Source organism: Citrobacter sp. Ce119 (assembly GCF_030334525.1).
GTDB classification, from domain to species: Bacteria; Pseudomonadota; Gammaproteobacteria; order Enterobacterales; family Enterobacteriaceae; genus Citrobacter; species Citrobacter europaeus.
The window spans coordinates 120,233-146,766 of the sequence record NZ_JAOWDR010000051.1 but is presented as its reverse complement, the minus strand read 5'-3'; the positions used below and the strand labels follow the sequence as shown (position 1 = coordinate 146,766).

General features: G+C 53.4%; 25 protein-coding genes. 8 read left to right on the top strand and 17 right to left on the bottom strand.

The window, feature by feature from the left end:
* The first annotated feature begins 202 nt into the window (after window positions 1-202).
* Window positions 203-1,231, top strand: coding sequence for an HTH-type transcriptional regulator GalR (galR, locus tag OGV80_RS13315; protein WP_043017443.1), 1,029 nt, complete (start codon window positions 203-205; stop codon window positions 1,229-1,231).
* Between the two features lie 13 nt (window positions 1,232-1,244).
* A complete protein-coding gene (locus OGV80_RS13310) occupies window positions 1,245-2,255 on the top strand; it encodes a LacI family DNA-binding transcriptional regulator (protein ID WP_047408970.1) in 1,011 nt (336 codons plus the stop codon).
* Between the two features lie 87 nt (window positions 2,256-2,342).
* On the opposite strand, the gene lysA is transcribed toward OGV80_RS13310, so the two are convergent.
* On the bottom strand, window positions 2,343-3,599 hold the full coding sequence (lysA, locus tag OGV80_RS13305; RefSeq protein WP_043017445.1) for a diaminopimelate decarboxylase: 1,257 nt from the start codon (window positions 3,597-3,599) through the stop codon (window positions 2,343-2,345).
* Between the two features lie 118 nt (window positions 3,600-3,717).
* Between lysA and OGV80_RS13300 the strand changes: the two genes are divergently transcribed.
* Window positions 3,718-4,653, top strand: coding sequence for a LysR family transcriptional regulator (locus OGV80_RS13300; protein WP_043017982.1), 936 nt, complete (start codon window positions 3,718-3,720; stop codon window positions 4,651-4,653).
* On the opposite strand, the gene OGV80_RS13295 is transcribed toward OGV80_RS13300, so the two are convergent.
* On the bottom strand, window positions 4,625-5,332 hold the full coding sequence (locus OGV80_RS13295; protein ID WP_075145676.1) for an aspartate/glutamate racemase: 708 nt from the start codon (window positions 5,330-5,332) through the stop codon (window positions 4,625-4,627). The genes OGV80_RS13300 and OGV80_RS13295 overlap by 29 nt on opposite strands.
* A 141-nt stretch (window positions 5,333-5,473) precedes the next feature.
* Between OGV80_RS13295 and OGV80_RS13290 the strand changes: the two genes are divergently transcribed.
* Window positions 5,474-5,800: a cupin domain-containing protein gene (locus tag OGV80_RS13290; RefSeq protein WP_043017447.1), complete on the top strand. Its 327-nt coding sequence runs from the start codon at window positions 5,474-5,476 to the stop codon at window positions 5,798-5,800.
* A 106-nt stretch (window positions 5,801-5,906) separates the two neighbouring features.
* Here the strand turns inward: OGV80_RS13290 and araE are convergent, their stop codons facing one another.
* From araE to OGV80_RS13265, 5 genes are all read right to left on the bottom strand, one after another.
* Window positions 5,907-7,325, bottom strand: coding sequence for an arabinose-proton symporter AraE (gene araE, locus OGV80_RS13285; protein ID WP_043017983.1), 1,419 nt, complete (start codon window positions 7,323-7,325; stop codon window positions 5,907-5,909).
* 316 nt (window positions 7,326-7,641) lie between these two features.
* Complete coding sequence (gene kduD / locus OGV80_RS13280; protein ID WP_003033923.1) at window positions 7,642-8,403, bottom strand: 2-dehydro-3-deoxy-D-gluconate 5-dehydrogenase KduD; 762 nt, start codon at window positions 8,401-8,403, stop codon at window positions 7,642-7,644.
* A gap of 56 nt (window positions 8,404-8,459) precedes the next feature.
* Complete coding sequence (gene kduI, locus OGV80_RS13275) at window positions 8,460-9,296, bottom strand: 5-dehydro-4-deoxy-D-glucuronate isomerase (RefSeq protein ID WP_008785720.1); 837 nt, start codon at window positions 9,294-9,296, stop codon at window positions 8,460-8,462.
* Window positions 9,297-9,895: 599 nt separating this feature from the next.
* Window positions 9,896-11,074 (bottom strand): acetyl-CoA C-acetyltransferase, encoded by a 1,179-nt coding sequence (locus OGV80_RS13270; RefSeq protein ID WP_006686936.1) that lies wholly within the window; start codon window positions 11,072-11,074, stop codon window positions 9,896-9,898.
* Between the two features lie 102 nt (window positions 11,075-11,176).
* Window positions 11,177-12,061: a LysR family transcriptional regulator gene (locus OGV80_RS13265; protein ID WP_047408964.1), complete on the bottom strand. Its 885-nt coding sequence runs from the start codon at window positions 12,059-12,061 to the stop codon at window positions 11,177-11,179.
* A gap of 101 nt (window positions 12,062-12,162) precedes the next feature.
* Between OGV80_RS13265 and OGV80_RS13260 the strand changes: the two genes are divergently transcribed.
* Both OGV80_RS13260 and OGV80_RS13255 read left to right on the top strand, forming a co-directional pair.
* Window positions 12,163-12,618, top strand: a complete 456-nt coding sequence (locus OGV80_RS13260) for a multidrug/biocide efflux PACE transporter (protein ID WP_047408961.1) — start codon at window positions 12,163-12,165, stop codon at window positions 12,616-12,618.
* A 142-nt stretch (window positions 12,619-12,760) separates the two neighbouring features.
* On the top strand, window positions 12,761-13,990 hold the full coding sequence (locus OGV80_RS13255) for an amino acid permease (RefSeq protein WP_003825569.1): 1,230 nt from the start codon (window positions 12,761-12,763) through the stop codon (window positions 13,988-13,990).
* A gap of 784 nt (window positions 13,991-14,774) precedes the next feature.
* Here OGV80_RS13255 and rcnR read toward each other — a convergent pair.
* The gene (gene rcnR / locus OGV80_RS13250; RefSeq protein ID WP_043017452.1) at window positions 14,775-15,047 is read right to left on the bottom strand and encodes a Ni(II)/Co(II)-binding transcriptional repressor RcnR; all 273 of its coding nucleotides are present in this window, start codon (window positions 15,045-15,047) and stop codon (window positions 14,775-14,777) included.
* A 120-nt stretch (window positions 15,048-15,167) separates the two neighbouring features.
* Here rcnR and OGV80_RS13245 point away from each other — a divergent pair, with 120 nt between their 5' ends.
* Complete coding sequence (locus tag OGV80_RS13245; protein ID WP_286515093.1) at window positions 15,168-16,067, top strand: nickel/cobalt efflux protein RcnA; 900 nt, start codon at window positions 15,168-15,170, stop codon at window positions 16,065-16,067.
* Window positions 16,068-16,112: 45 nt separating this feature from the next.
* Here the strand turns inward: OGV80_RS13245 and OGV80_RS13240 are convergent, their stop codons facing one another.
* From OGV80_RS13240 to OGV80_RS13210, 7 genes are all read right to left on the bottom strand, one after another.
* The gene (locus tag OGV80_RS13240) at window positions 16,113-17,495 is read right to left on the bottom strand and encodes an amidohydrolase family protein (protein ID WP_087052040.1); all 1,383 of its coding nucleotides are present in this window, start codon (window positions 17,493-17,495) and stop codon (window positions 16,113-16,115) included.
* A gap of 12 nt (window positions 17,496-17,507) precedes the next feature.
* Complete coding sequence (locus OGV80_RS13235) at window positions 17,508-18,458, bottom strand: carbamate kinase family protein (RefSeq protein ID WP_286515092.1); 951 nt, start codon at window positions 18,456-18,458, stop codon at window positions 17,508-17,510.
* A 26-nt stretch (window positions 18,459-18,484) separates the two neighbouring features.
* Window positions 18,485-20,035 (bottom strand): xanthine permease, encoded by a 1,551-nt coding sequence (locus OGV80_RS13230; RefSeq protein WP_080626139.1) that lies wholly within the window; start codon window positions 20,033-20,035, stop codon window positions 18,485-18,487.
* Between the two features lie 117 nt (window positions 20,036-20,152).
* Window positions 20,153-21,571: a YlbE family protein gene (locus OGV80_RS13225; RefSeq protein WP_087052039.1), complete on the bottom strand. Its 1,419-nt coding sequence runs from the start codon at window positions 21,569-21,571 to the stop codon at window positions 20,153-20,155.
* Window positions 21,571-23,118: an acyl-CoA synthetase FdrA gene (gene fdrA / locus OGV80_RS13220; RefSeq protein WP_087052038.1), complete on the bottom strand. Its 1,548-nt coding sequence runs from the start codon at window positions 23,116-23,118 to the stop codon at window positions 21,571-21,573. The genes OGV80_RS13225 and fdrA overlap by 1 nt, the downstream gene beginning before the upstream one ends.
* Window positions 23,096-23,917 carry an oxamate carbamoyltransferase subunit AllH family protein gene (locus tag OGV80_RS13215; protein WP_167373399.1) on the bottom strand — a complete coding sequence of 274 codons (822 nt, stop codon included), beginning with the start codon at window positions 23,915-23,917 and terminating at the stop codon, window positions 23,096-23,098. Before OGV80_RS13215 ends, fdrA begins: the two co-directional genes overlap by 23 nt.
* A gap of 93 nt (window positions 23,918-24,010) precedes the next feature.
* Window positions 24,011-24,616 (bottom strand): ankyrin repeat domain-containing protein, encoded by a 606-nt coding sequence (locus OGV80_RS13210; protein ID WP_047408940.1) that lies wholly within the window; start codon window positions 24,614-24,616, stop codon window positions 24,011-24,013.
* A 391-nt stretch (window positions 24,617-25,007) separates the two neighbouring features.
* Between OGV80_RS13210 and OGV80_RS13205 the strand changes: the two genes are divergently transcribed.
* Window positions 25,008-25,937 (top strand): LysR substrate-binding domain-containing protein, encoded by a 930-nt coding sequence (locus OGV80_RS13205; RefSeq protein WP_043017460.1) that lies wholly within the window; start codon window positions 25,008-25,010, stop codon window positions 25,935-25,937.
* A gap of 42 nt (window positions 25,938-25,979) precedes the next feature.
* On the opposite strand, the gene OGV80_RS13200 is transcribed toward OGV80_RS13205, so the two are convergent.
* Together OGV80_RS13200 and yjdI are read right to left on the bottom strand one after the other, a co-directional pair.
* The gene (locus OGV80_RS13200) at window positions 25,980-26,252 is read right to left on the bottom strand and encodes a GNAT family N-acetyltransferase (protein ID WP_003033869.1); all 273 of its coding nucleotides are present in this window, start codon (window positions 26,250-26,252) and stop codon (window positions 25,980-25,982) included.
* An 11-nt stretch (window positions 26,253-26,263) separates the two neighbouring features.
* Window positions 26,264-26,494, bottom strand: a complete 231-nt coding sequence (gene yjdI, locus OGV80_RS13195) for a 4Fe-4S mono-cluster protein YjdI (protein WP_047413384.1) — start codon at window positions 26,492-26,494, stop codon at window positions 26,264-26,266.
* Between the last annotated feature and the right edge of the window lie 40 nt (window positions 26,495-26,534).

Below are 26,534 nucleotides of genomic sequence, written 5' to 3'. Positions count from 1 at the left end.
AATCCGCTCAGTTCTCCCACCAGCGAACAATCGCAACAGCACATCGCAAAGTGTAAGCAAAAATTAGCATTTTCTATTTTCTGTCTTACTTCGCTCGTGCGCGCTCACATTTGCGACGTCCTGACGGGCAATCTGCTTGAACAGCCAGCCATTTTCCGTAACACTGACGGAATGTAAGCGTTTACCCACAACAGGTACTATCATGGCGACCATAAAGGATGTAGCCCGACTAGCTGGTGTTTCAGTCGCCACCGTTTCTCGAGTGATCAATGATTCCCCCAAAGCCAGCGAAGCATCGCGTCTGGCCGTAACGAGTGCAATGGAATCACTCAGCTACCACCCCAATGCCAACGCGCGTGCGCTGGCGCAACAATCCACAGAAACCATCGGCCTGGTGGTCGGTGATGTGTCCGATCCATTCTTTGGGGCAATGGTTAAAGCTGTCGAGCAGGTGGCCTATAACACCGGGAATTTTTTGCTGATTGGCAACGGCTACCATAATGAACAGAAGGAACGTCAGGCGATTGAACAGCTCATTCGTCATCGCTGCGCGGCGCTTGTTGTCCATGCCAAAATAATCCCGGATGCCGAACTGGCTTCGTTAATGAAGCAAATCCCCGGCATGGTCTTGATTAACCGAATTCTACCGGGATTCGAACAGCGCTGCGTTGCCCTCGATGACCGTTTCGGCGCGTGGCTCGCTACCCGACACCTCATTCAACAAGGCCATACGCGCATTGGCTATCTGTGCTCCAATCACACGATTTCGGATGCGGAAGATCGTCTGCAAGGTTATTACGACGCGCTGAATGAGAGCAACATACCGGTCAGCGATCGACTGGTGACCTTCGGCGAACCGGATGAAAGCGGCGGTGAACAGGCGATGACCGAGTTACTTGGGCGTGGTAAAAACTTCACTGCGGTAGCCTGCTATAACGACTCAATGGCGGCTGGCGCCATGGGCGTATTGAATGATAACGGCATTGATGTGCCGGGAGAAATCTCGCTGATTGGCTTTGATGATGTGCTGGTTTCCCGCTACGTGCGCCCACGTCTGACCACGGTACGCTATCCCATCGTGACGATGGCAACCCAGGCCGCCGAACTGGCACTCGCGCTGGCGGAGAAGCGCCCCGTGCCTGAAATTACCCACGTTTTTAACCCAACTCTGGTGCGTCGCCATTCCGTTTCGACGCTGACGGAGCCAGGGAATTCATCATCAAACGATTAACCAGGATAGCGTTATGACTACGATGTTGGACGTTTCACGGCACGCAGGTGTCTCAAAAGCGACCGTTTCGCGCGTACTGAATGGCACGGGTCAGGTAAAAGAGAGCACGCGCCAGAAAGTGTTTAAGGCCATGCAGGCACTTGATTATCGACCCAATTTTTTAGCGCGCTCTTTAGCAAACCGCACCAGCAACAGCATTGGTCTGGTCGTTTCGACATTTGATGGATTCTACTTCGGCCGCCTGCTGCAACAGGCCTCGCGCCAGACGGAGTCTCACGGCAAACAGTTGATCGTCACCGACGGGCACGACACGCCGGAGCGTGAACAGGAAGCCGTACAAATGCTGGCCGACAGGCAGTGCGACGCCATTATTCTCTATACCCGCTATATGAGTGAAAAGGCGATAATGTCGCTGATGAACAGCATTGCTATGCCCCTGTTGGTCATCAACCGTGATGTCAGTCAGGCCCGCGATCGCGCCATTTTCTTTGAACAAGAAGATGCAGCATATCAGGCGGTCAATTATCTGATCTCTCAGGGACACAGCGATATTGCTTGTATCACCGTGCCTGGCCATACGCCTACCGGTAAATCCCGCCTGATGGGATATCGTAAGGCGTTGGAAAAAAACGGTATTCCCTGGGATCCTGACAAGGTCAAATACGGCGACTCCACGATGACGCGAGGCTATGAAGCCTGTCGTGAACTGCTGGAGGAAGGGGTGAAATTCAGCGCTCTGTTCGCCTGTAACGATGACATGGCATTAGGCGCATCAAAAGCGTTACATCAGGCCGGACTAAGGATCCCAGCGGACGTCTCATTATTTGGTTTTGATGATGCGCCCAGCGCCAAATGGCTGGAGCCGGGGCTGTCTACCGTTTATCTGCCGATTGATACCATGATAACCACGGCAATCGACCAGGCTATCCGGCTGGCTAACGGCGAGAGCGTAGAGCCGATCCCGCCGTTTACCGGTAAACTGGTGTTGCGTGAATCGGTGACAACGGGGCCGTATTACGAATAGTGCCGGATGGCGCAAGCGCCTTATCCGGCCAGTTAATTTCGTAGGCCGGATAAGCGTAGCTCCATCCGGCGTTTCACAACGCTATATTCAGATTAACTCCAGCGCCAGTAGCTCATCAATGGTCTGGCGACGGCGAATCAGTCGCGCCACGCCTTTATCAAACAAGACCTCCGGCAGCAGCGGGCGGCTATTGTAATTTGACGACATTGACGCGCCGTACGCCCCGGTATCATGCAAGACCAGATAATCTCCCGACACCACCGCAGGCAACAGACGGGTTTCTACATTCCCACCTTCCTGCTGGGTAAACACGTCGCCGGATTCACACAGCGGCCCCGCCACCACGGTTTCAATCTGCTGCGCGTTTTCCAGCGAGCGGCCATCACCCGCCAGCGCGGAGATATGGTGATAGCTGCCATACATCGCAGGGCGCATCAGATCGTTGAATCCCGCGTCGATCAGCACAAAGTGACGGCTGCCCATCTCTTTTACGCTGCGCACCTGCGCCACTAACACGCCAGCTTCTGCGACCAGAAAACGACCAGGCTCTATCTCAAGTGCGACCGGGTGGCCCAGGTGTTTAGCGATCTGCTCACGCGCGGCATTCCACAGGCCGAAGTAATGATCGGTGTCGATCGCCTCTTCCCCTTCACGATACGGGATTGATAAACCGCCGCCCGCGGAGATCGCCTCCAGATCCTGACCAAATTCAACCACCTGGCGCACCATTGCGCCGCACACCTGCTCCAGATGGCCGTAGTCTACGCCGGAGCCAATGTGCATATGAATCCCCACCAGCTTTAACTTATAGCGCTGGATCACTTCCAGCGCCGCCGGTAGATCGCTGTACCAGATACCATGTTTGCTGTTTTCACCGCCGGTATTTGTTTTCTGACTGTGCCCATGCCCAAAGCCAGGGTTTACGCGCAGCCACACGCGATGGCCCGGCGAGACCTGACCCAGTTGTTCCAGCATATCCACCGACCCGGCATTTACCGGAATGCTCAATTCATGCACCCGCGCGAGCGTCGCTTCATCAATCATATCGGCGGTAAAGACTATCTCATCTTTCCCAGGTACAAAGCCTGCCGCCAGCGCACGTTCAATTTCGCCAAGCGAGACGGAATCAACCTTCACGCCCTGCTCGCGCATCAGACGCAAAATATGAATATTCGAACATGCCTTCTGAGCAAAACGCACCACGTCAAACTGACTCAGCTTAGCAATCTGGGCGCGAATAATCTGCGCATCATAGACCCACACCGGGCAGCCGAATTCGGCAGGCAAGCGCAGCAGGTTGTCGGCGGTCAGGTCAGTGTCTGTGTTGTTGAGTGGACGTGGCATGGTGTGCTCCTGTATTGGCTTTTTTATGATTACGCCACAACCCGAAAAGAATAAAAAATATCGTTTTATCGTGAGTCTATGCAAAAATGATATGGATTGGTTCATTCGAGGATTGCCCATGCCCGCCGTTAACCTGCGTCACATTGAAATCTTTCACGCTGTGATGACGGCGGGAAACCTGACGGAAGCCGCGAGGATGCTCAATACCTCACAGCCTACCGTCAGCCGCGAGTTAGCGCGCTTCGAGCAAGTTCTGGGGCTAAAGCTGTTTGAGCGCAGCCGTGGGCGCTTGCATCCAACGGTACAGGGATTACGTTTATTTGAAGAGGTGCAACGTTCGTGGTATGGCCTGGACAGAATAGTGAGCGCCGCCGAAAGCCTGCGCGAATTCCGTCAAGGCGAACTGTCGATCGTCTGCCTGCCAGTATTCTCACAGTCTTTTTTACCGCCGCTGCTGCAGCCATTTCTCGCGCGTTATCCGCAGGTCAATATTCAGATAGTGCCGCAGGAGTCACCGCTGCTGGAAGAGTGGCTGTCGGCACAGCGCCACGATCTGGGGTTAACGGAAACGCTGCATACACCTGCCGGAACGAAACGCACTGAATTGCTGGCGCTGGATGAGGTGTGCGTACTGCCGCAAGGGCATCCGCTGACCCGCAAAGCGGTATTAACACCGCAGGATTTTCAGGGAGAGAACTACATCAGCCTGTCACGAACCGACAGTTACCGTCAGCTACTGGACACCCTGTTTAATGAACATCAGGTGAAGCGCCGCATGGTGATTGAAACCCATAGCGCCGCTTCAATTTGTGCGATGGTGCGGGCGGGCGTTGGGATCTCGGTGGTAAACCCGCTGACCGCGCTGGATTACGCCAGCAGCGGAGTCGTTATCCGCCGCTTCAGTATTTCGGTGCCGTTCACGGTCAGTCTGATTCACCCGCTTCATCGCCCCGCCTCGGCGCTGGTTGATGCTTTTACTGCACATCTGCAAGCCCATCTGCCGAGACTTATCGAACCGCTGGAGGCTATTTTGCATCCACAGTCGAAAGCATAAATGCCACCGCATCTTGCGCATGGATTGCCGCAGTGTCGAAAACAGGTAGTGGGCTTAGCTCTGCCGGAACCAGCAGACCAATCTCGGTACAGCCAAAGATAACCCCTTGCGCCCCCTGTTTAGCCAACTGGTCAATCACGCTCAGGTAATAGTCGCGAGAGGCTTCGCTGAACTCACCGAGGCACAGCTCGTCGAAAATAATCTGGTTTATTTTCTGGCGGTCATCAGCTTCAGGAATAAGCGTGCTAATGCCAAATTCAGTCTGTAAACGCCCACGATAAAAATCCTGCTCCATGGTGTAGCGCGTACCCAGTAGCGCCACGTTGCTCATCTGCTGCTTTTGTATAGCCCGACCCGTTGCGTCGGCAATATGCAGGAACGGCACATCACAGGCGCTTTCAATCGCCTCAGCAACTTTGTGCATGGTATTTGTACACAGCACAATCCCTTGCGCTCCAGCTTGCTGAAGCCCTGTGGCGGCCTGCGCGAGGATCTCCCCGGCCCGCTGCCAGTCACCGCTTGACTGACAAACTTCAATCTCGTGAAAATCTACGCTGTGCAACAGAATCTGTGCCGAATGCAGACCACCCAGATGCTGTTTTACCCCTTCATTAATGAGCCGATAATAAGGAATAGTGGATTCCCAGCTCATACCGCCTAACAGACCGATCGTTTTCATCATTTCCCCTGACTCGTTATTGTCTCTCCAGTGAACCAAAGATGTGATCAACTTTCCACATCTGTTGGCGTGCATTTCTTTTTTTAATTTTCTGATATAGGTTTAATGAAACATCGTTTTAATTAACAACAGGAAGGCCGGATGTTTATTTTTCATAAAGAGACCACGCTTGACGATCTGGGCAATGGCGTTACCCGGCGCATTCTCGCTCACGACGGTAAAATGATGGCGGTTGAGGTGAACTTCGAGCAAGGCGCGATAGGCCCGATGCACAATCATCCGCATGAGCAGCTGACTTACGTGTTGTCCGGTGAGTTTGAATTTACCATCGGCGAAGAAAAGCATGTCGTCAGGGCAGGCGATACCCTGTATAAACAGCCGAACATTATGCATGGCTGCGTTTGTTTAAAACCGGGAACGTTGCTGGATACCTTTACGCCCATACGCGAAGATTTTCTGCACGGGTAAAGTGCTAAATAAAAAAGCCGGGTCGCGTTAACGCTTTCCCGGCCTGGACGAGACACCACTCCTAGGCCGGATAAGGCTGAGCCGCCATCCGACACGAATGTCTGGCTTACACCCCAATATCTCTTAACTTCTCACCCGCCATCAGCTTGCGTTCGATATGCTCCAGCGTGACATTTTTGGTTTCAGGAACAAGCCAGAAGGTAATCCCGATAAACGCGACGTTCAGCGCGGTATAAAGCCAGAACGTACCGGCTGCGCCAATGCTGTCGAGCAGCGTCAGGAACGTTGCGCCAATAATCATGTTCGATACCCAGTTGGTGGTTGTGGAGCAGGTAATACCAAAATCGCGGCATTTCAGCGGCTGAATTTCCGAACACAGGATCCACACCACCGGCGCGGCGCTCATCGCATAGCCTGCAATACACATCATCGTCATGCCAACTGACAGCCAGGATAGTCCATTGGAAGCCGTGCCGTTATCAAACTGCATCAGGCAATAACCAAGCACCAGCGTCCCGAGGGCCATCACGCTGAAACCAATTTTCAGCGCCGGTTTACGTCCTGCTTTGTCGACCGTGAAAACGGCGATAAAGGTGGCAAACATAAACGTTAAGCCGACCACCAGCGTGGCAATCATTTGCTGCTCTGTGGTGGTAAAGCCCGCCATTTTAAAAATTCGCGGCGCGTAATACATGATGATGTTCATCCCGGTAAATTGTTGCATCGCCTGCAGCAACATCCCGAGGAAAACCGCGCGACGCACGTTGCGGTTAATTTTAAACAGCGCCCAACCGCCCTGCTTCAGCTTCAGACTTTCACGGATTTCGTTCAGCTCATCGCGGGCCTTTTCTGACGTATCGCGCAGCATACGCAGTACTTCTTCGGCTTCGATGTGGCGACCTTTTTCCGCCAGCCAGCGCGGGCTGTTGGGCAGGAAAACAACCAGGATGATCAGTAACACCGCCGGGAGCGCCAGCACGCCCAGCATAGCGCGCCAGTTACCGCTGTAGCTGAATGCCGTATCGGACAAAAAGGCCAGTACGATACCCAGCGTTACCATCAGTTGATACATACTGATCATTTTGCCACGCACGTTCTCACTGGCCATTTCGGAGAGATAGAGCGGTGCGGTGTAAGACGCGATCCCCACCGCAACGCCCAGCACCACGCGGGCAAAAATGAGCATTTCTACGCTGGAGGCGAAGGCCGACCCCAGAGATCCGACGACGAAAAGGATCGCGCCCGCCATCAGACTGTATTTACGTCCCAGGCGGAATGACAGCCAACCGTTAAACAGCGCACCCATTGCCGCACCCAGCATCATGCTGCTCACCACCCACTCCTGCAGACGGCTGGTCAGGACAAAATGATCGGTGATAAAAGGCAACGCGCCGGCTATCACGCCAATATCCAGGCCGAATAACAACCCTGCGACAGCCGCAGAGATAGATACAAACATATTCATACGTCGCGTATCGCGCGCAGTGCGCGGCGCTAAAGCAGCATCATTATTTATTGAGACCATTTTTTCCTGCCAGATACAGAGTAACCATGTCATTGAAAGTAAGGGATCCCTTACAGGAAGCGTCAGGCGGGAAACGGCAAAAACATGGATTAAATAGCTACACCACATCGTTATGTGATGGATATTCCAATTTTAAAATTTAATGACAATCACTCAATTAAATTTAATCTATTGATATTAATGAATATTAAAAATCAAGAATCCATATATATGGAAATAAATATGGAATAATTTATAACCACAATATGGATTTTAATGATCCAAATGTAAAAAAAACCCTGCCAGAGGGCAGGGTTTGACGGTTCAGGAAAGCGAATTAACGTGCCAGCCAGCCGCCATCAACCGCAACGGTATAGCCGTTGATATAGTCAGATGCGCTGGACGCCAGGAACACGACAGGCCCCATCAGGTCGCTCGGCAGCCCCCAACGACCCGCCGGGATACGATCGAGGATTTCTGCGCTACGCTGCTCATCAGCACGCAGTTGTTGAGTGTTGTTCGTCGCCATATACCCCGGCGCAATTGCGTTGACGTTGATGTTATGTTTTGCCCATTCGTTCGCCATCAGACGGGTGACGCCCATTACGCCGCTTTTAGACGCGGTGTAAGACGGCACACGGATCCCGCCCTGGAAGGACAGCATAGAGGCGATATTGATAATTTTGCCGCCGTTACCCTGAGCGATAAAGTGTTTCGCCGCGGCCTGAGACATAAAGAACACGCTCTTAATGTTCAGGTTCATCACGTCATCCCAGTCTTTTTCGCTGAAGTCGATCGCATCGTCACGACGAATAAGACCCGCATTGTTGACCAGAATGTCGATATGACCAAATTCCGCCACTGCACGCTCAAGCAGCGCCGGAATGCCGTCGATTTGACGCAGGTCGGCGGTCAGACTTAAAAAACGGCGGCCCAGTGCGGTCACGCGTTCGATGGTTTCCGTCGGTTCAACAATGTTGATACCGACGATATCGCAACCTGCTTCAGCCAGACCCAACGCCATACCCTGACCCAGGCCGGTGTCACAACCGGTCACAACGGCGACTTTTCCTTCAAGAGAGAATGCATTCAAAATCATTGTAAATCCTTAATTTTTATATTGCCTGCCGCAGCAGGCACGGCTGTCGCCCGCGATTAGCGCAGATCTTTGACTGCAACATGGTCCATATCATCAAAGACCTGGTTTTCGCCGACCATGCCCCAAATGAACGTATAAGCTTTTGTGCCGACACCGGAGTGAATTGACCAGCTCGGAGAAATCACCGCCTGTTCGTTGTGCATCACAATATGACGCGTTTCCTGAGGCTGACCCATCATGTGGAAGACGCAGGTATCTTCTTCCATATTGAAGTAGAAGTAGACTTCCATACGACGTTCATGGGTATGACACGGCATGGTATTCCACAGGTTACCCGGCGCCAGTTCCGTCAGGCCCATGCTCAACTGGCAGGTTTCCAGCACATCCGGCACAAAGTATTTGTTGATGGTACGACGGTTACTGGTGAGGTTATCGCCCAGCGTCACTGGCGCAACGTCTGCTGGCGTGACTTTTTTGGTTGGGTAAGTCGTGTGTGCCGGCGCGCAGTTGTAGTAAAACTTCGCCGGTTTCGCCGTGTCGATGCTGGCGAATACCACTTCTTTTGCCCCTTTCCCGACGTACAGCGCATCGCGATGGCCAATTTCATAGCACTGGCCGTCAACGGTAATCGTGCCAGGGCCGCCGATGTTGATCACACCCAGCTCACGACGCTCGAGGAAATAGGTTACGCCCAGCTGTTTGCCGACTTCGCCACCCACAGAGACGGTTTTGGCCACTGGCATAATGCCGCCAACAATGATGCGATCGATGTGGCTGTAGACCATGGTGTATTCATCTGCGACAAACACTTCTTCGACCAAAAACTCATTACGCAGCCCCTGAGTGTCCAGGGTTTTCGCATGCGCACTATGGATGCTTTGTCTTACGTCCACATTTACCTCCAGTGATAAATTGACCGTGAATGCTTAAACGAATAGCAAAACGCTGTTCCGTTTTATCTTATGCGCTCATGATATCCCTCCCGGAATGGGTTTTCAATTACAACTAAAACGATGTTTCACTTTTTCTGCATCTTATTGTCAAAAGTGTAATTGCGATCACGCTAGCGCATATAATTCGCGAGAACATTTCAAATAAAATTATTTAAAACAATTAGATAGATAAATACACAAAAAAGTAGTTCATTAGTGGTAGGGATAAGACACTGAAAATACAGTCGGGCTCATACGATGTTTGCACACCTTTTCAAACAAAGTGCGCAGTCAATCACATGAAATGAAACAACGTTTTGATATGTTGGCAGGGTTTAGAGTGTATGTTTCTGTAACTGGCCTTGCCCTCCTGTTGGAGGGCTTTTTTATAGAGGAAGAGATAACACGGCAGAAAACTGTTCGAGAAGAAAAATATATACCCTAAATAATTCGAGTTGCAGGAAGGCGGCGACGCAGCGAATTCCCCGGAGCGTACATAAGTACGTGACTGGGGTGAGCGAGTAAAGCCAACGCACATGCAGCTTGAAGTATGACGGGGATTAGTCTCGTTCGATAGCGAGCGCCACCCCCTGACCGCCGCCAATACACAGCGTTGCCAGTCCTTTGTGCGCCCGACGCTTCACCATTTCATGTACCAGTGAAACCAGAATTCGGCAGCCAGATGCGCCAATCGGATGGCCGAGAGCAATGGCTCCGCCGTTCACATTTACCCGCCGTTCATCCCACTCCAGCATTTTCCCAACGGATAATGCTTGCGCGGCGAACGCCTCGTTAGCTTCAATAAGATCAACATCAGCCAGTTGCCAGCCCACACGCTCAAGACAGCGGCGCGTCGCATACACTGGCGCAATCCCCATCAGTGCGGGATCAACCCCGACGCTGGCAAAGGCGCGAATGCGGGCCAGCACCGGTAAATTCAGCTCCTGCGCTTTGGCTTCGCTCATCATCATCACCGCGGCGGCGCCATCGTTGATGGATGAAGCGTTACCCGCGGTGACCGAACCGAGCCGGTCAAAGGTAGGATCCAGACGCGCCAGCCCTTCGGCGCTGGCATCGGTGCGCGGCTGCTCGTCGGTATCCACCACGAAAGATTGCCCATTACGCTGCGTTACCACCGGCACGATTTCATCTTTAAAACGTCCGGCATCGATTGCCATCCGTGCCTTGTGCTGTGAGTGCAGCGCGTAGGCATCCTGTAATTCACGGCTGATGCCGTATTCCCGCGCCAGGTTTTCCGCAGTAACGCCCATATGGTAATCGTTGAAAGCGTCCCACAGTCCGTCATGCACCAGGCTGTCGACCAGTTGACTGTTTCCCAACTGTGCACCGGTGCGGCTATCGGTAAGAACATGCGGCGCACGGCTCATATTTTCTTGCCCGCCCGCAATCACAATGTCGGCTTCGCCGCACTGGATAGCCTGGGTCGCCAGATGCAGCGCTTTCAGACCCGAGCCGCAGACATCGTTAATGGTGATGGCGGAAACGGTATTGGGTAGCCCACCATTGATGGCGGATTGACGCGCCGGATTCTGCCCGGCGCCTGCGGTAAGTACCTGTCCGAGGATCACTTCATCCACGGCGTGAACATCCACGCCAGTGCGTTCCAGTAACGCCCTGACCACCATGCTACCTAATTCAACGGCAGAGTGGCGCGCCAGCGTCCCCTGGAAGCAGCCAATCGGTGTCCGTAACGCCCCGACTATCACAACCTCTTTCATCACCACCTCAGCGCAAAATAACACCGCAATAGTAGATGATTGTTAAAAAGAGTTATCAAGGTTGTTTAAAAACGGTGATTTTTATCACAAAGGAAATTCGTATCATTTATTGGTCATCTGAACGCCACTCTGCTGTAAATGGTCGCGCAGCCAACTTCCCGCCACGCCAGGGGGGGATTTTTTATTCCACAACAGATCGATAGAGATAGCCTTTGGCCAACCGGGCAGATTCAATTGAACCAGCGGTTTTTCTGCCGCAAACTCCTCCACCAGCGCACAAGGGAGCGCGCACCAGCCGAATCCCTGCACCGCCATACTCAGCAGCAACAAATAGTTAGGCGCCGACCAGACGGGGCCACGCGCCACGTTGGTGCCGTTTTCCAGATAGGTATTCAGACGCAACTCGCGCCAGGTATGTAGCTGTTCCCACTGCAGTTTTTCATGAGCCGCCAGCGGATGCGACGCCGCGACGTATAATCCCATCCAGGTTTGCATCGGCAGACGCGTAACGCCCATGTCGGTCGGGTAATCCTCGCGCGCTTCGATCAACCCCACCTGAGCACGTCCTTTTTGCAGCAGATCGATCACGTCTTCATCTTCGCCAATCAGACATTCAAACTCGGTATGGGGAAACTTGCGGTCAAACTGCACCATCAACTCTTCCAGCACATCCGGGTGTAGCGTGTCCGAAAGCACGAAAGTCAGACGCGCTTCCGTCTCACCCGACAGCGAGATCGCCGCCTCATCGAGACGTTCGCTGGCCGTCAAAATGGCCTGCACATAGCCCAGCACCCGCTTACCTTCTTCAGTCAGCGTTGGCTGGCGGGATGAGCGGTCAAAGAGCGCAAAACCAAGATCGGCTTCCAGATGCGCAATGGCCGTACTGATGGTGGACTGGCTTTTGCGCAGCCGCCGGGCCGCCGCAGAAAATGAGCCGCAGGACACGGTCTCCACAAATGCCGTTAACGCTTCAGGAGAGTAACGCATGAACTATCTACTTTATCGATGGATACTATCTTTTAGATATCACATAAAACGATAAAATTGCCACCATTCCGTTATCCGGGCATTAAAGAAGGTTTTAGGTTATGCAACACGATACAGTCCAACGCCGCTCGCTAGTGGAGCGTATTTTTCATGCCGTCTGCTTTGAAGGCATTGCCACCGCTGTTCTCGCACCAACCACCGCATGGTTGATGCAGCGCTCGGTGCTGGAAATGGGCGGACTGACCGTTCTTCTCGCCACCACGGCGATGATCTGGAATATCATTTATAACGCCCTGTTTGACCGCCTGTGGCCATCACATCTGGTAAAACGTACGGCGAAAGTGCGGGCATTTCACGCCTTAGGCTTCGAGAGCGGTTTTATTGTGATCGGGGTGAGCATCGTGGCGTATGTGCTAAACGTCAGCCTGATTCAGGCATTCACGCTGGAAATAGGTTTCTTCCTGTTCTTCCTGCCGTACACCATGTTCTATAACTGGGCTTATGACACGTTACGCGAGCGTGTTATGAAGCGTCGCCAGCAGCGCGTTACTGCCTGATAATTAAAATAATAGTCGGAATCTTCTCGGTTCCGGCTATTAATCCATTCACTAGCCCACTCGTTCACACCTCCCCCAGCCCCTGCCATTTGTGGTAAATTGCGCTTCTTTTTGTTTATTTTATAGTTGATACGTTCAAATAATGTCGAAATTTTGGTCAAAAGAAGAGACTCTCTGGAGCTTCGCACTATATGGGACTGCCGTCGGCGCAGGAACCCTCTTCCTCCCCATACAGCTGGGTTCTGCAGGCGCGGTGGTATTGTTTATCACCGCACTCGTCGCCTGGCCTTTAACCTACTGGCCGCACAAGGCGCTGTGCCAGTTTATCCTGTCCTCAAAAACCTCGGCAGGTGAAGGAATTACCGGCGCGGTTACGCACTACTACGGCAAGAAGATTGGCAGCCTGATTACCACTCTCTATTTTATTGCCTTCTTTGTGGTGGTGCTGATCTACGCCGTAGCGATAACCAATTCACTCACCGAACAGCTGGCAAAACATATCACCATCGATCTGCGGATCCGCATGCTGGTCAGTTTTGGCGTGGTGCTGGTGCTGAACCTGATTTTTCTGATGGGCCGACAAGCCACCATTCGGGTCATGGGCTTTCTGGTGTTCCCGCTGATCGCATACTTTTTATTCCTTTCGCTTTACCTGACCGGAAGCTGGCAACCAACGTTACTCACTGGCCAGATGTCTTTCGATCAGCACACGCTGCATCAGGTTTGGATATCTATTCCCGTGATGGTTTTCGCTTTTAGCCATACGCCAATTATCTCTACGTTCGCCATTGACCGACGTGAGAAATACGGCGAGCAGGCCATGGGTAAATGCAAAAAAATCATGAAGGTAGCCTACGTCATCATCTGCCTGAGCGTGCTGTTTTTCGTCTTCAGCTGTTTGCTTTCGATTCCGACAAACTATATCGAAGACGCGAAAAATGAAGGCGTGACCATTCTGTCAGCGCTATCGATGATGCCCAACGCGCCGGCCTGGCTGTCGATATCCGGGATCATCGTTGCCGTTGTGGCGATGTCAAAATCGTTCCTCGGCACCTACTTTGGCGTGATTGAAGGGGCAACGGAAGTAGTAAAAACGTCGTTGCATCAGGTGGGAGTGAAGAAAAGCCGGGCTTTTAACCGCGCCCTGTCCATTATGTTGGTTTCGGCCATTACGTTCATCATCTGCTGCATTAACCCTAATGCCATTTCAATGATTTACGCGATAAGCGGGCCACTGATTGCCATGATTCTGTTTATCATGCCGACATTATCGACCTATCTGATCCCGGCACTGAAGCCGTACCGTTCAGTGGGTAATCTGATCACCCTGATTGTCGGTCTGCTGTGCGTATCTGTGATGTTTTTTGGCTAGAACGTGTTGTTGAACGGCTCATTCTCCTGAAAGTGGGTGCGATGTCGTTCAGTTAACAACTCAATTTCAGAAAGTATCAACCTGTGTTGGCGGAAGTAATGAACATGCTATCTCAGAGAAGGGTTCCGTTCACCTCATGTTCATCGTTTCTCTGAAGCACCGATTCCTGTGAACGTGCAAGGGAGGCTCACCGCCGCCTCCCTTGCAACCCAGGCTCCCGGCGGGAAAATCGTCGCTACGCGATTCATTCGTCTTATGCCGTCTGCCTGTCGGGTCGGGGCCGAGCCTGCGTCCATGCAGCCCGTCCCCTCTGTCCGCATCCCTGCGGACAGCCCCGGTCAGACGTCAACTCCTCATCGATTTTCAGCCGGACCCGAGTCATCGCTTCAACGCTCTGATTTCCAGTTAAATCTGTTTTGCTGTTCAGACCAAAAACGCAGATGGTGAGGTGTGGGCTGGTCCGGCTGAAAATTGCCGACGTGTTTCCGTAAGCCGGGGAGAGCCAGCATGGATGCTGGCTCAGGGCGCGCTTTGCAGGGACGCTACCTCGCGCCCGACCCGGTAGCCTGGAGGAATAAGCGGAGGGGACCGCGGAGCGGCAATTTTCCCGCCGGGAGCCGGGATTGTAAAGGGCGTGGCGAAGAACGCCCTTTACACGTTCACGGGTATCAATGCTTCAGAAAAATAACACTGCTGAGGTGAACGGAACCCTGAGAAAGAATCACATGTTCACCCTACATGCTTAACTGGACGGTATTGAACGTGGATGAGCCGTTAAACTGACTTATTTGATGTACGAATCCAGCACTTTCAGGATCACATCCAAATCCTCTTCGCGCTTAATTTCATCGCCCTGATGCACAATGTGCTCGGTTAGATGACCTTTAATCACTTCACGCATTAATCCATTTACCGCACCGCGGATCGCCGCTATTTGCTGCAATACCGCCGCGCATTCATGCGGTTCATCCAGCATGGTTTTCAACGCCGCTACCTGCCCCTGAATCTTGCTGGCTCGGGCTTTCAGCTTTTGTTTGTCGCGGATCGTATGTGACATAGCTTTACCTTTTTAACGTCTGGCTGTAGCGACAATACCATCCTCATTCTACTGGGGGGTAGTATTTAATACTGGGGGGGAGTAGAATCAAGCAAAATTAAACAACTAAGAATCATTCTCATGGGTGAGTTTTCTACGCTTCTTCAGCAAGGCAACGCCTGGTTTTTCATTCCCAGCGCGATTCTATTGGGTGTGTTACACGGGCTGGAACCAGGGCATTCCAAGACGATGATGGCGGCCTTTATTATTGCTATTAAGGGAACCATCAAACAGGCGGTGATGCTGGGGCTGGCGGCAACGCTGTCGCATACCGCCGTGGTATGGCTGATTGCGCTAGGCGGGATGTATATCAGCAAAGCGTTTACCGCCCAGGCCGTCGAGCCCTGGCTGCAGTTTGTCTCGGCGATTATTATTCTCGGGACCGCATTCTGGATGTTCTGGCGGACCAGGCAGGGAGAGCAGAACTGGCTGGCCCAGACGCATCATGACCACGATCATGGGCATCATCACCACGCTAACGAGCATCACCATGATCATGACGGTCATCACCACCATCATGATGGCCGCGATGACGATCACCATCATCATCATGAACACGATCATGCCGCACTGGCCGGGCTGAACGAAGGTTCAAAAGAGTATCAGGATGCCCACGAACGAGCGCATGCCACCGATATTCAGCGGCGCTTTGCGGACAAAGAGGTCACCAACGGCCAGATATTACTGTTTGGTCTGACCGGCGGGTTGATCCCGTGCCCTGCCGCCATTACGGTACTGCTGATTTGCATCCAGCTCAAAGCCTTCACGCTGGGCGCGACCATGGTACTGTGCTTCAGCCTCGGGCTGGCGCTGACGCTGGTAACGGTGGGTGTGGGAGCGGCAATCAGTGTGCAACAGGCGGCCAAACGCTGGAGCGGATTTAACACGCTGGCACGCAAAGCTCCCTATTTTTCCAGCGCACTCATTGGCATGGTGGGGCTGTATATGGGGATCCACGGCTATCTGGGAATTGTCGGCTAACAAGCAAAGAGCGCAGCAGCGATTGCCGCTGCGCGTAAAACCAGATTAGCTTGCGACATTCCCCCACACCAGTTGCCCTTGATGGAAGGTCGCGGTGCGTGGGGAAATTCGCGCGACGGCTTCCGCCGAACAGGAGGCATCCACCAGCACAAAGCTGGCTTCATCCTGCGCTTTCGGCCAGACGCGCTCACCTTTATCGTTGAGCGGCAACACATCGCCAGTAGCGAGGAACAACGCCCGCGACAGGTTGAGTTCGTTGGGGCGAATATAGAGCTGCGCGTACAGATTTGCCTTTTCCAGCATGTCGCCCAGCCCGTACGGCGACCAGTGGTCAATCACGCTGTCTGTTCCGGTAATCACTTCCACACCGTTGTCACGCAGCTGTTTAAGCGGCATGTGCAAGGTACCGATCGGCACCGTCGAGGCAATGGTAATCTGCTGTGCCGCCATGCGGCCCGCCAACGTATCTACCTGCAGTTCGTTCAACGTTGCCAGCGCAAACGCGTGGCTGATGGTCAGTTTGCCCTTTAACTGTGGCGTTTTCTCCACCGTCTCCACCATGTAATTCACTGCCGCCACGCCCGCCGGGCTGGTTTCATGCAAATGGATATCCACGCCTTTATCGTAATCCAGCGCAATCTGGAACATGGTGTCGAGGGATTTTTCCATCGCCCCATCGACGCTGGTGGGGTCAAGACCGCCGACATAATGCGCTCCCGCCTGCATCGCTTCGCGCATCAGCGGTTCAGATTTTGATAACAGCAGGCCATGCTGCGGAAACGCCACGATTTCACAGGCAAAACCCGGTTGACGACGCGCCAGTACCGCCTGCAGGTTTTCGAGATTTTTCAGCCCGGAAACCGGTTCGATATTGCAATGGCTGCGCGCGATCGAGGTGCCTTTTGACTGCAGCAGATCGATGAGCTTTTCCGCGCGCTCCTGTGTGTAAGGCTGGAGTTCAGGCAGCAGCTTTTGTTCCAGGCGGATCATATCCTGAATGGTAGTGCCTGCCGGACGGTTCAGCGAACGCCAGGGACCGCCATAAAAGGTTTTATCCAGATGGATGTGCATGTCGCGCATGGCGGGCAGCATCAGCTTTCCTCCCGCATCATAGTGCGGCAGCGTCGCATCCGGATGCTGCTTATTCTCGCGCAGCGCAACAATTTTCCCGTCCTGGATTTCAACGGTTTGTAGCGCGGTACGGGTATGCACCACCACCGAATTTTCGTAATCAAACCCGGCTTCCAGCAGGACGTTATCCAGGTAATAGTGCTTATCGTTAATCGTCATTGTGCTCTTCGACCCGCAGGTGTTCCCGACAGGATTAGCAGCATACGCGACCGGAGCCACTGCGCCAAACAGCGCGGCAGCTGTCACCATTTTTCCACTCTGACTTAAAAATTCACGGCGGCTGTTACTTTCCTTCATTCACGTTTCCTCTCAGGAATGGACAATATGGGTGCCCGTTTCGCCACGCAGTGCGGCAGGCAGGCATTCCGGCGTGGTGATGATCACTCGTCTACCGCCACGCTCCAGAAACGCCAGACTGGCAACGATCTTGGGTAACATGCTACCCGGCGGGAAATGCCCCTCCTGCATGTAACGGGTCATCGTTGCGACATCCACCGTATCCAGCGCCTGCTGGTTGGGTTTGCCAAAATGAATACAGACCTGCTCGACGCCGGTGGTGATGACCAGAATGTCAGCGCGAATCTCCTGCGCCAGCAGCGCCGTGGAGAGATCTTTATCAATCACTGCGTCCACGCTCTGGTAATCCCCCAGCTCGCTACGCACCACCGGGATGCCGCCACCGCCTGCGCCAATCACCACAAAGCCTTGCTGGGTCAGCGTTTTGATCGCCTCCGCCTCGACAATGCGCTTCGGTTGTGGAGAGGCGACTACCCGGCGGTAACCGCGCCCTGAATCCTCAACAAAGCGCCAGCCCGGATTGACCCGCTGCAGTTCATCGCGCTGTGCTTCACTAAAGAACGCCCCGATAGGCTTGGTGGGGTTAGCGAAGCCCGGATCGTTTTTGTCGACCTCCACCTGCGTGACCACCGTGACCGCCTTCTGCTCGCCGCGTCGTGCCAGTCGGTTGTTCAGCGCCTGTTGGATCAGATAGCCGATGCCGCCTTGCGTATCGGCGACGCAGTTTGCCAACGGGGTAAGCGGCAGCCCTTCACGCTCGTGTGCGATTTCCGCACGCCGTAGATCCAGCCCAACCTGCGGCCCGTTACCGTGCGTCAGCACAATGTTGTAGTCCGATGCCAACATCTCCAGCACCGTATCCGCCACCGCTTTCACCGCTTCAGCCTGATGTTCAATCGACTGGCTGGCGTTATCTTTGATAATGCTGTTGCCGCCAATGGCAACGACTACAAGTTCTTTCATAGTGTTATCTTCCGCGTGCAGGCGATTCAGGTCGTTTTCGTCGGTTCCTGCTCTGGCGCAGTCACCGCTTCACGGCTATCAAGAACATGCTTGAGGACAAACATGCCGCTCATCATCAGGTAGGCCACAACAAACATCATCGAGCTGCCTTCGGCAAAGCCAACCGCTGGAGAGTGGATCACGCCAAACAGCGATAACAGCGCACCAAAGGCTGCGGCAATCGCCCCGCGCAGCGGCTTATTCATAATGGCGAAGATAGCGACGCAGCCCCACAGCATGCTGGCCAGCGGCGCGCCGCTTCCCAGATGCACCAGTCCGTCGTAATAGACACCTTTGCTGTGCAGCAGATCGCTCCCCAGTTTCCCCGCAGATGTTCCGGCGGCCCCCATCACGCTGTTGACGATGGTCAATGCCCAGTTAGCAATCCACGGGAACAAGCAGATGAAGATAACGGGAACCTCGACTTTGGGCGTCTCTCGCACCACCTGATTGGCGGTCACCACACCGATAAATACCAAAATCGGCACTATCGCGGTCATCGGAATAATGGCGAGCATAAACGCTCCTAACCCAAATAACGGCACCAGGAACATGGTGATGCCTGAAGCGAGGGTATAACCGATGCTGGCACCCATCGCTTTCCAGCCCGCATGCCCAACATACACGGTCACCGGGAACGGGTTGCCGAGCATGCAACCGAGCATGGAAGCAAAACCGTTCGCCATCATGACTTTACGGGTGTTGTACTCATCCCCCGCCGCATGCGCGCTTTCAATGTTCTCGAGGTCAAAAATGTAGTTCGCCAGACCCAGAGGAACAGCAGAAGCCAGATACGGCAGCGCGTGCGGCAAACCTTGCAGGAAGCTGTCGACATGGATTTCCGGTGGGTTAAAACCAAAGGAAGCCATCGACGATTTAATGGCCTCCGGGCTTTGCAAACCAGAGATCCACGCCAGGGCCGTACCGGCAATCAGCAGCAGCAAACCGGTAGGAATACGGGCAAAAATCGGCTTCTTACCGAACCAGTTAATGAAGATCAGCAACAGGACGATGAAAGAGACGGTCGGCGCTTCAAATGCCTGCAGCATCGGGTTCATCGCCAGCAGCAGCAACCCCAGGCCGGACAGACAAGACAGCAGTACCGTGCGCGGGATCATCTTGCGGATGGTCTCACCCAGGAAGGAGCCGCCCACCAGGATCAACGCTTCAACAAAACACCACACCAGCGCGATTTGGATAGCGAAGTTGGCATCTTTGGTTTGCTGATAAACCGGCATCAGCACCAGGAAAGTCACAGTAAAGATCGACGGTGCGCTCGGTCCGGACGGCAGCGCCGTCACGTCTTTACGTCCGGTTTGTTTTGCCATCTGCAGGCCAAACCAGGCATAGCAGACGCTGGCCACCAGCACCGCCAGGCCAAAGGCAGGCGCAATGCGACCATAGACAATTTCGGTAGGGATCCCGACAACAAAAATGAGCAGCCCCATCATTGTCAGCAGGTTAGTCAGGTTGTTGGTCATCAGCCCGAAGTAAGCTGCCCAGTCACCACGTTTCCATTCAAGTTTTATGCTGTTCATGGAATATCCTTCACAGGTTAAGCATCGTTTGCGATCGCGGAGATCGCCCAGCCCTGCAGGTAAGCAACGTTTTTCGCTTCGCTACTGTGGGGCTAACCGCGTTAGCCCCGGTTATTGTTATTGGCAGTAGCGGTCGCGCCAGTTGAGGATCGCCTTTTCAAAACAGGCGAACGGCGGGTGAACTATTCCAGCGCCGATCATGCCGATCCCCGCATCTTTGTGCGCAATGGCGGTGTTGATCACTGGCAGAATGCCGGTGCTGCCCACGCGCGTAATATCGATAGCGGTCGGTACCCCCATAAAACCAAGCAATGGAATGGTGAGGTTGGGGTTTTCGCCGAGGGTGATTTCACGCATCTGGCGCGAGAAATCAACCGCCTCCTCGACCGTACCGCCCACCAGCGCCACGATGGCCGGTGCCGTCGCCATGGCGAAACCGCCAATGCCGTAGGTTTCGGTAATCGCGCTATCGCCAATATCGCGCCCGGAATCTTCGGGCTTGTAGCCCGCAAACATCGGACCAATCACCTGCTGCGCCGGACCGGTAAACCACTGACCCGGTAAGCCACTGATGCGCAGACCGAACTCAACGCCGTTACGCGCCATCGTCGTCACCACGGTGCTGTATTCGATACCGTGTGCGGCGTCCATTGCGGCTTTACACATCGCCATCCAGGTCGGTCCGGAGAAGTAATCGCTGCTGAGGACGAACTCGAACACCTCTCGCTGTTGCTCAACCGGATAGCCGGTCTGAATAATCCACGGCGTCAGCGCCTGAATCAGCAGCGCCGTCCCGGCGTTGTTGCGGTTGTGACACTCATCGCCCATATGCAGCGCCTGAGCCAGCATCAGACGCAGATCGATTTCGCCCGCCAGCTTCATGGCGTCGCGCAGCATCGGTCCCATCACATCGCGCATCCAGTTCAGGCGCTCGATAACGCTCTGATCGTTCGCCCCCATGCGCAGGATCTTCGCCATCTGCTCGCTCATATTGGTATATGCGCGGTTGCCGTAAGTTTTGTTCTCAACGATGTGCATAAACATCGATGCCGAGGTCACGCCCGCCATCGAGCCGACACAGTCATGCTCGTGGCAGGGTGAGAAGATGATTTCACCCGAGGCGGCCAGTTCGGCGGCTTCATCCAGATCTTTCGCCAGCCCTTCAAACACCAGCGCACCGGTTACCGCGCCCTTCATTGCGCCGCACATTTTTTCCCAGCGGATTGGCGGCCCGGCGTGCAGGATGGTGTTACGGGTCATGCCCGGTACGACGTTGATCGCCTGGTCATAGCCAATCAGCACCGGATGCGACTGAATAATGCGTTCCAGCGCCTGCTGGTTAGCGGCAGCAATTTTGTCTGCCAGCGGCGAATCGGCAATGTCGTCCAGCGCAGCCACGACCTGCATGTTGCCCTGGCCCGGCGGCGTCCAGTCGAGTTGAGTCACGGGTACGTTTTGCTTTTTCAGGTCATAGCTGAACATCGCGATGCCGACGTTAATCACGTTCAGCGGCTGGTTAAACAGTGTCTGGCTCATCAGGCTTCCTCCCCCTTACAGATAAATTCACGCGCCAGCAATCCGGTGTTGGTGCTACTGCTCGCCCAGATAACGCCAGCATCGGTCAGCATCTGACACTGTTTTTCCAGTGACGGCGTATCAAGATCGGTTCCCAGCACATAGCCGAGGATCTCAAGCGGACGCCCCTCTGCGGCGGCGATCGCTTTGGCTTCAACGATCGCCCCAAGCATCACGCCAACCGGATCTTCATGCGATCCAAATCCAAGAACGAAGTCCATAACGATCACGCCGACTTCAGGATCGCGCGCTTCCTGCAACAGACGACTAATGCGGTTGGTCGGATCGATCATCGGGTGCGGTTTACCATTGGTAAAATCGTCATCACCGAAATCGAGGAAGGTATGCGCCACGCTGCGATTGAGATCCGTTAGGCGGAACGCCGGATCCGGATGAATGTTGCTATAAACTTCGGCATGTTTTTCCATGGCGGCAAACATCGCCTCATCGCACAACGTGCCGCCGCAGAATAAGCCACGGATGTACTTTTGCTGCGGGGTGAGGCGGGCGCGAACCTCTTCAATCAGCGGCCAGTTGAGCGGATGGAGATCCAGGCTCTCTTTTTTCACGCCGGTCAGCAATACCGCTTTCAATGCCGCCTCTTTAGTTCCGCGTGCAAACTGCAGACCTTTTTCATCTGCAGGCGCGGCTTCACGGCCGAGGAAACACACCACAACGGGCTTATGACAGGCGCGCGCACGTTCCAGCACCTTGCGCGCCACCGCGGTCGCAGGAGGTTTGGAAATAAGTGCGATGATCTCAGTTTGCGGATCGGCCTCCAGCATGCCAATCGCGTCAAGCATCATCAGGCCGCCAATCTTCTCACTTAGATCGCGACCACCGGTGCCAATCAGTTGGGAAATCCCGCCGCCAAACTCGTGAATACGTACGCTCAGTTCCTGGCTACCGGTACCGGACGCACCAACAATCCCGATGTTGCCGCGACGCACCGCGTTGCCAAAACACAGCGCCGCGCCGTTGATAATGGCGGTTCCGCAATCTGGCCCCATCATCAACAGCCCTTTTTCATGCGCCAACTGCTTAAGCGCCAGTTCGTCTTCAAGAGAGACGTTGTCAGAGAACAACATCACGTTGAGGTTATTTTGCAGCGCCTGACGCGCCTCACGCGCGGCAAACAGGCCATTGACCGAGATCACCGCCAGATTGCTGTCAGGGACGTGCTTCTTCGCGCTGGCCAGCGTGGCATAGCGCGCTTCATGCTGACCGCCCTGCTCTTTATGCGTAAACAGATCGTCAATCGCCACCAGCGTCTGGTCGTTCGCCGCCTCGCTGGCGCCTTTAATGACGATCATCAGGTCGCCACTTTTCGCCTCTTCAAGTTCAGGCGTCAGCAGGCCGAGATTCTTCAGTACGCCCTTATTCATTTCTGTCGCCATAGCCACGAACGCCTGCTCAACGCCATCGAGCTTATTTGCGCGTGTGGAAATAGACATCAGTGAGACAGAATCAAAATACGTGTTCTTTTTAACAACTATCCTGATCGACATAATTCCCTCCGGACCTGTGGCTCAGGGCGCAGGCATCCGCCATGCCATACAGCATGTCGCAGCCAGAACTTGAGCCGATATTTTTAATGTCAGTAATATATTGCGTAGAAACGAGTTGTTGCTCAGTAATAATATGGTTCAGCAGCCGTCCGACGCTTTCCCGATAACGTTGATGAAAGGCTTCCTCCAGCGTTATTTTGCTGAGTAACGTTGTATTATTTCCAGCACGTTGTAAGGCAACTAAAAAATCTTCACGATATTTCCCCAGCGGATGCCCGGGAATAAATAGAATGGTGCTTAAGCCCACTAAATAATCATCCGATGAGGGCGTCAGACCAATCCCCAGACCAATTAAATGGCTGACCGCTGTAGAGATATTTTCTCCTGTATGTAACGCCGCCAGTAAAGTTTGTCGGCGGTTGAGTAATTGACGGGTGATTTCCTGATAAAACGGGTTATCTCCCTGGTACAAAAATAATGAGTCATCGCTTCTTAGCTGTTGGCGGATAAGCTCTTCCCAGCACAGCCAGCGGATTGCGGCAAGGCTTACTGCATCTGGCGTCCAGCGTGGTATGCGCCACGGCAGGCACCCGGAGGTTTCTATCCATTTATCGTTGCCAACTGCTATTCCCGACCTGGTAAAACTGACCCACTCACCGGGGTAAAACAGCTCTTCACAATGCGTCAGCGCCAGCCGACAGCTGTTAGGCGCGTTATCACAACCTTCACTCAGTAACGTCAGCAGTCGCTGCTGTTCGGGTATTAACAGGTTTACCGCGCGGGAAAAAACCTGTTCCACCCGTCCCGTTCCCCGGAAAGCGAGAAACGCGCCGTCTGCGGTTAGCGCCTGTACGCATCGCCGTGATGGCGTAGCGATAGTGGCGCTCCTCTGTCAGGCTCCGGCCGCAATCAGCAGTTCGGCAATCTCGTGATACCCTTTCTCCCGCGCCAGTTCCAGCGGGGTTTTACCGTATTTATCCGTCATGTGTGGGTTTGCGCCATGGTCGAGCAGCAGCTTAACGATTTCTTGCTGCTTCGCGCCGCCGTCATTAAGCACGATGGCTTCCAGTAACGGCGTCCAGCCGACAAAGTTGGTATGGTTAACATTGATATCGGTACGCAGCAGAAGTTCGCGGACGATCTCGACATGGCCTTTTTCGCTGGCAGGCGTAATACCAACGCCGCCAAACCGGCTCAGGCAATTGAGATCGGGGTTGGCCGGCAATACGATACGCAGCAACGTTAAATCATTAGTCAGACAGCTAATCAGGAATGGATTAAAACAGGTTTGATCCTGTTTATTAATATCGGCACCAGCGGCAATCAATAAAGAAACACAGTCATAATGCTTATTCAGGCTGGCAATAATAATGGCGGTGCGTCCCTGGCGGTTAGTGGCATTAATATCCACACTTTTTGCCAGGCAGGATTTTAATCCATCAGCACTGCCCTGCTCTGCCGCCAGCAGAAATTCAGTAATGAGTTCTTTCTCTGACATAATCGCTCTCCTGCAGTTTTTTAGACTTTTTAAATATCCAATAAGCTGAGAATAGCAACAGAGCGCAGAGAATAATATCCGCTTAAAATTCATTCATCGTAAGCGTGTCGATTATTGAATTATATTTAACAATGAGAACAAAACGTGCTGTAGTGCAATCTTTTCCTTATGACAGAGCTGCTTTTTGCCATTAATCAATAGTCAGGAAAATCAGGCGCGATGCTGCACGGATAGCGGCCTGCAATTAATATACAGAAGTGTGATTGCCTTCAAATCAAATGTAAAACTAGTGTTAAATTCTGTTCAAAACTGATTGCTCTGTATAAGGATTACAAATACATTCAACAATCATCGCATCGCGGATACGCGTTTGCCGCCGGAGGGGAGAAAGATGAATTCAATTTTTACCGAGGAAAACCTGCTGGCATTTACCATGGCTGCCCGCTATAGCAGCTTTAGCAAAGCGGCTGAAGAACTTGGCTTAACCACATCGGCAATTAGTTACACCATTAAGCGCATGGAGCTGGGGCTTGATGTGGTGCTGTTTACGCGTAGCACCCGTAGCATTGAGTTGACCGAATCTGGTCGCTATCTGTTTCGCAAGGCCACCGACCTGCTCAACGATTTCCACGCCATCAAGCGCAGCATTGATACCATTGCTCAGGGTATTGAAGCCCGGGTACGTATCTGTATTAACCAGCTGTTATATACCCCTCAACACACGGCGCGACTGCTGCAGGTACTCAAGAAACAGTTCCCTACCTGCCAGATAACCGTCACCACCGAGGTGTATAACGGCGTCTGGGATTCGATCATCAACAACCTTGCCAACATCGCTATCGGCGCGCCGGATACTTTACTGGATGGCGGCGGGATTGATTACACCGAGATCGGCGCGATCCGCTGGTCGTTTGCGATTGCCCCGGATCATCCGCTGGCTTTTATGCCTGAACCGATTTCTGAGAGCCAGTTGCGCCTGTACCCGAACATCATGGTGGAAGACACCGCGCACACCATCAACAAGAAGGTCGGTTGGCTGTTACACGGCCAGGAGTCGATTTTGGTTCCCGATTTTAATACCAAATGCCAGTGCCAGATCCTGGGGGAGGGCATCGGTTTTCTGCCGGACTATATGGTGCGCGAGGCGATGGAAAAGTCGTTGCTGGTCACGCGGAAGATCCACAACCCGCGTCAGGATTCACGGATGTTGCTGGCAACCCAGCATTCAGCAACCGGTCGGGTAACGCAGTGGATTAAAAAGGAGTTTGGCCCACAAGGGGTGTTGACGGGAATTTATCAGGATTTGCTGCATCGGGAGTGATGCCCCGGACGGCGATTATGCCTTCCGGGGTACGTAATCTTTTCAGGCGCGAATATCGTCGTACTCACGGGTTTTATCAAACTCATGTTTGGCAAACGGGCACAGCGGAATAACTTTGCGGTTTTCGGCACGCATTTTCTCCACCACCTTCGCCACCAGCTGTTTACCAACGCCCTGACCTTTCAGGCTGGGATCGACATCGGTATGTTCAATAATGCTGAGATGCTCACCCGTCGGCACGAAGACAATCTCGGCAACCTGATTGCCTTCAGCATCGTTAACATAAAACTTATTGTGGCCTGCAAGAATTTCCATGGTCCCCTCACTCATTTCTGGCGATATTTCAGCGCACCGCTCGGACAGGTATCAATCACTTTAATGACCGTTGCGACATCCACTTCATCCGGAATGATCCACGGTTTACGCTTCAGATTAAACAGCTTAGCGCTTCCCCGCACACAGTTGCCCGAATGCTGACATATCGCCGTATTGAAGTAGACATCAATCTTCTCGCCGGTATAGGCCCGGTAACCTGCATCCAGTAGTTCCTTATCCACGACATTGCCTCGCATTTTTTATTGTCTGGGTCTAATCATA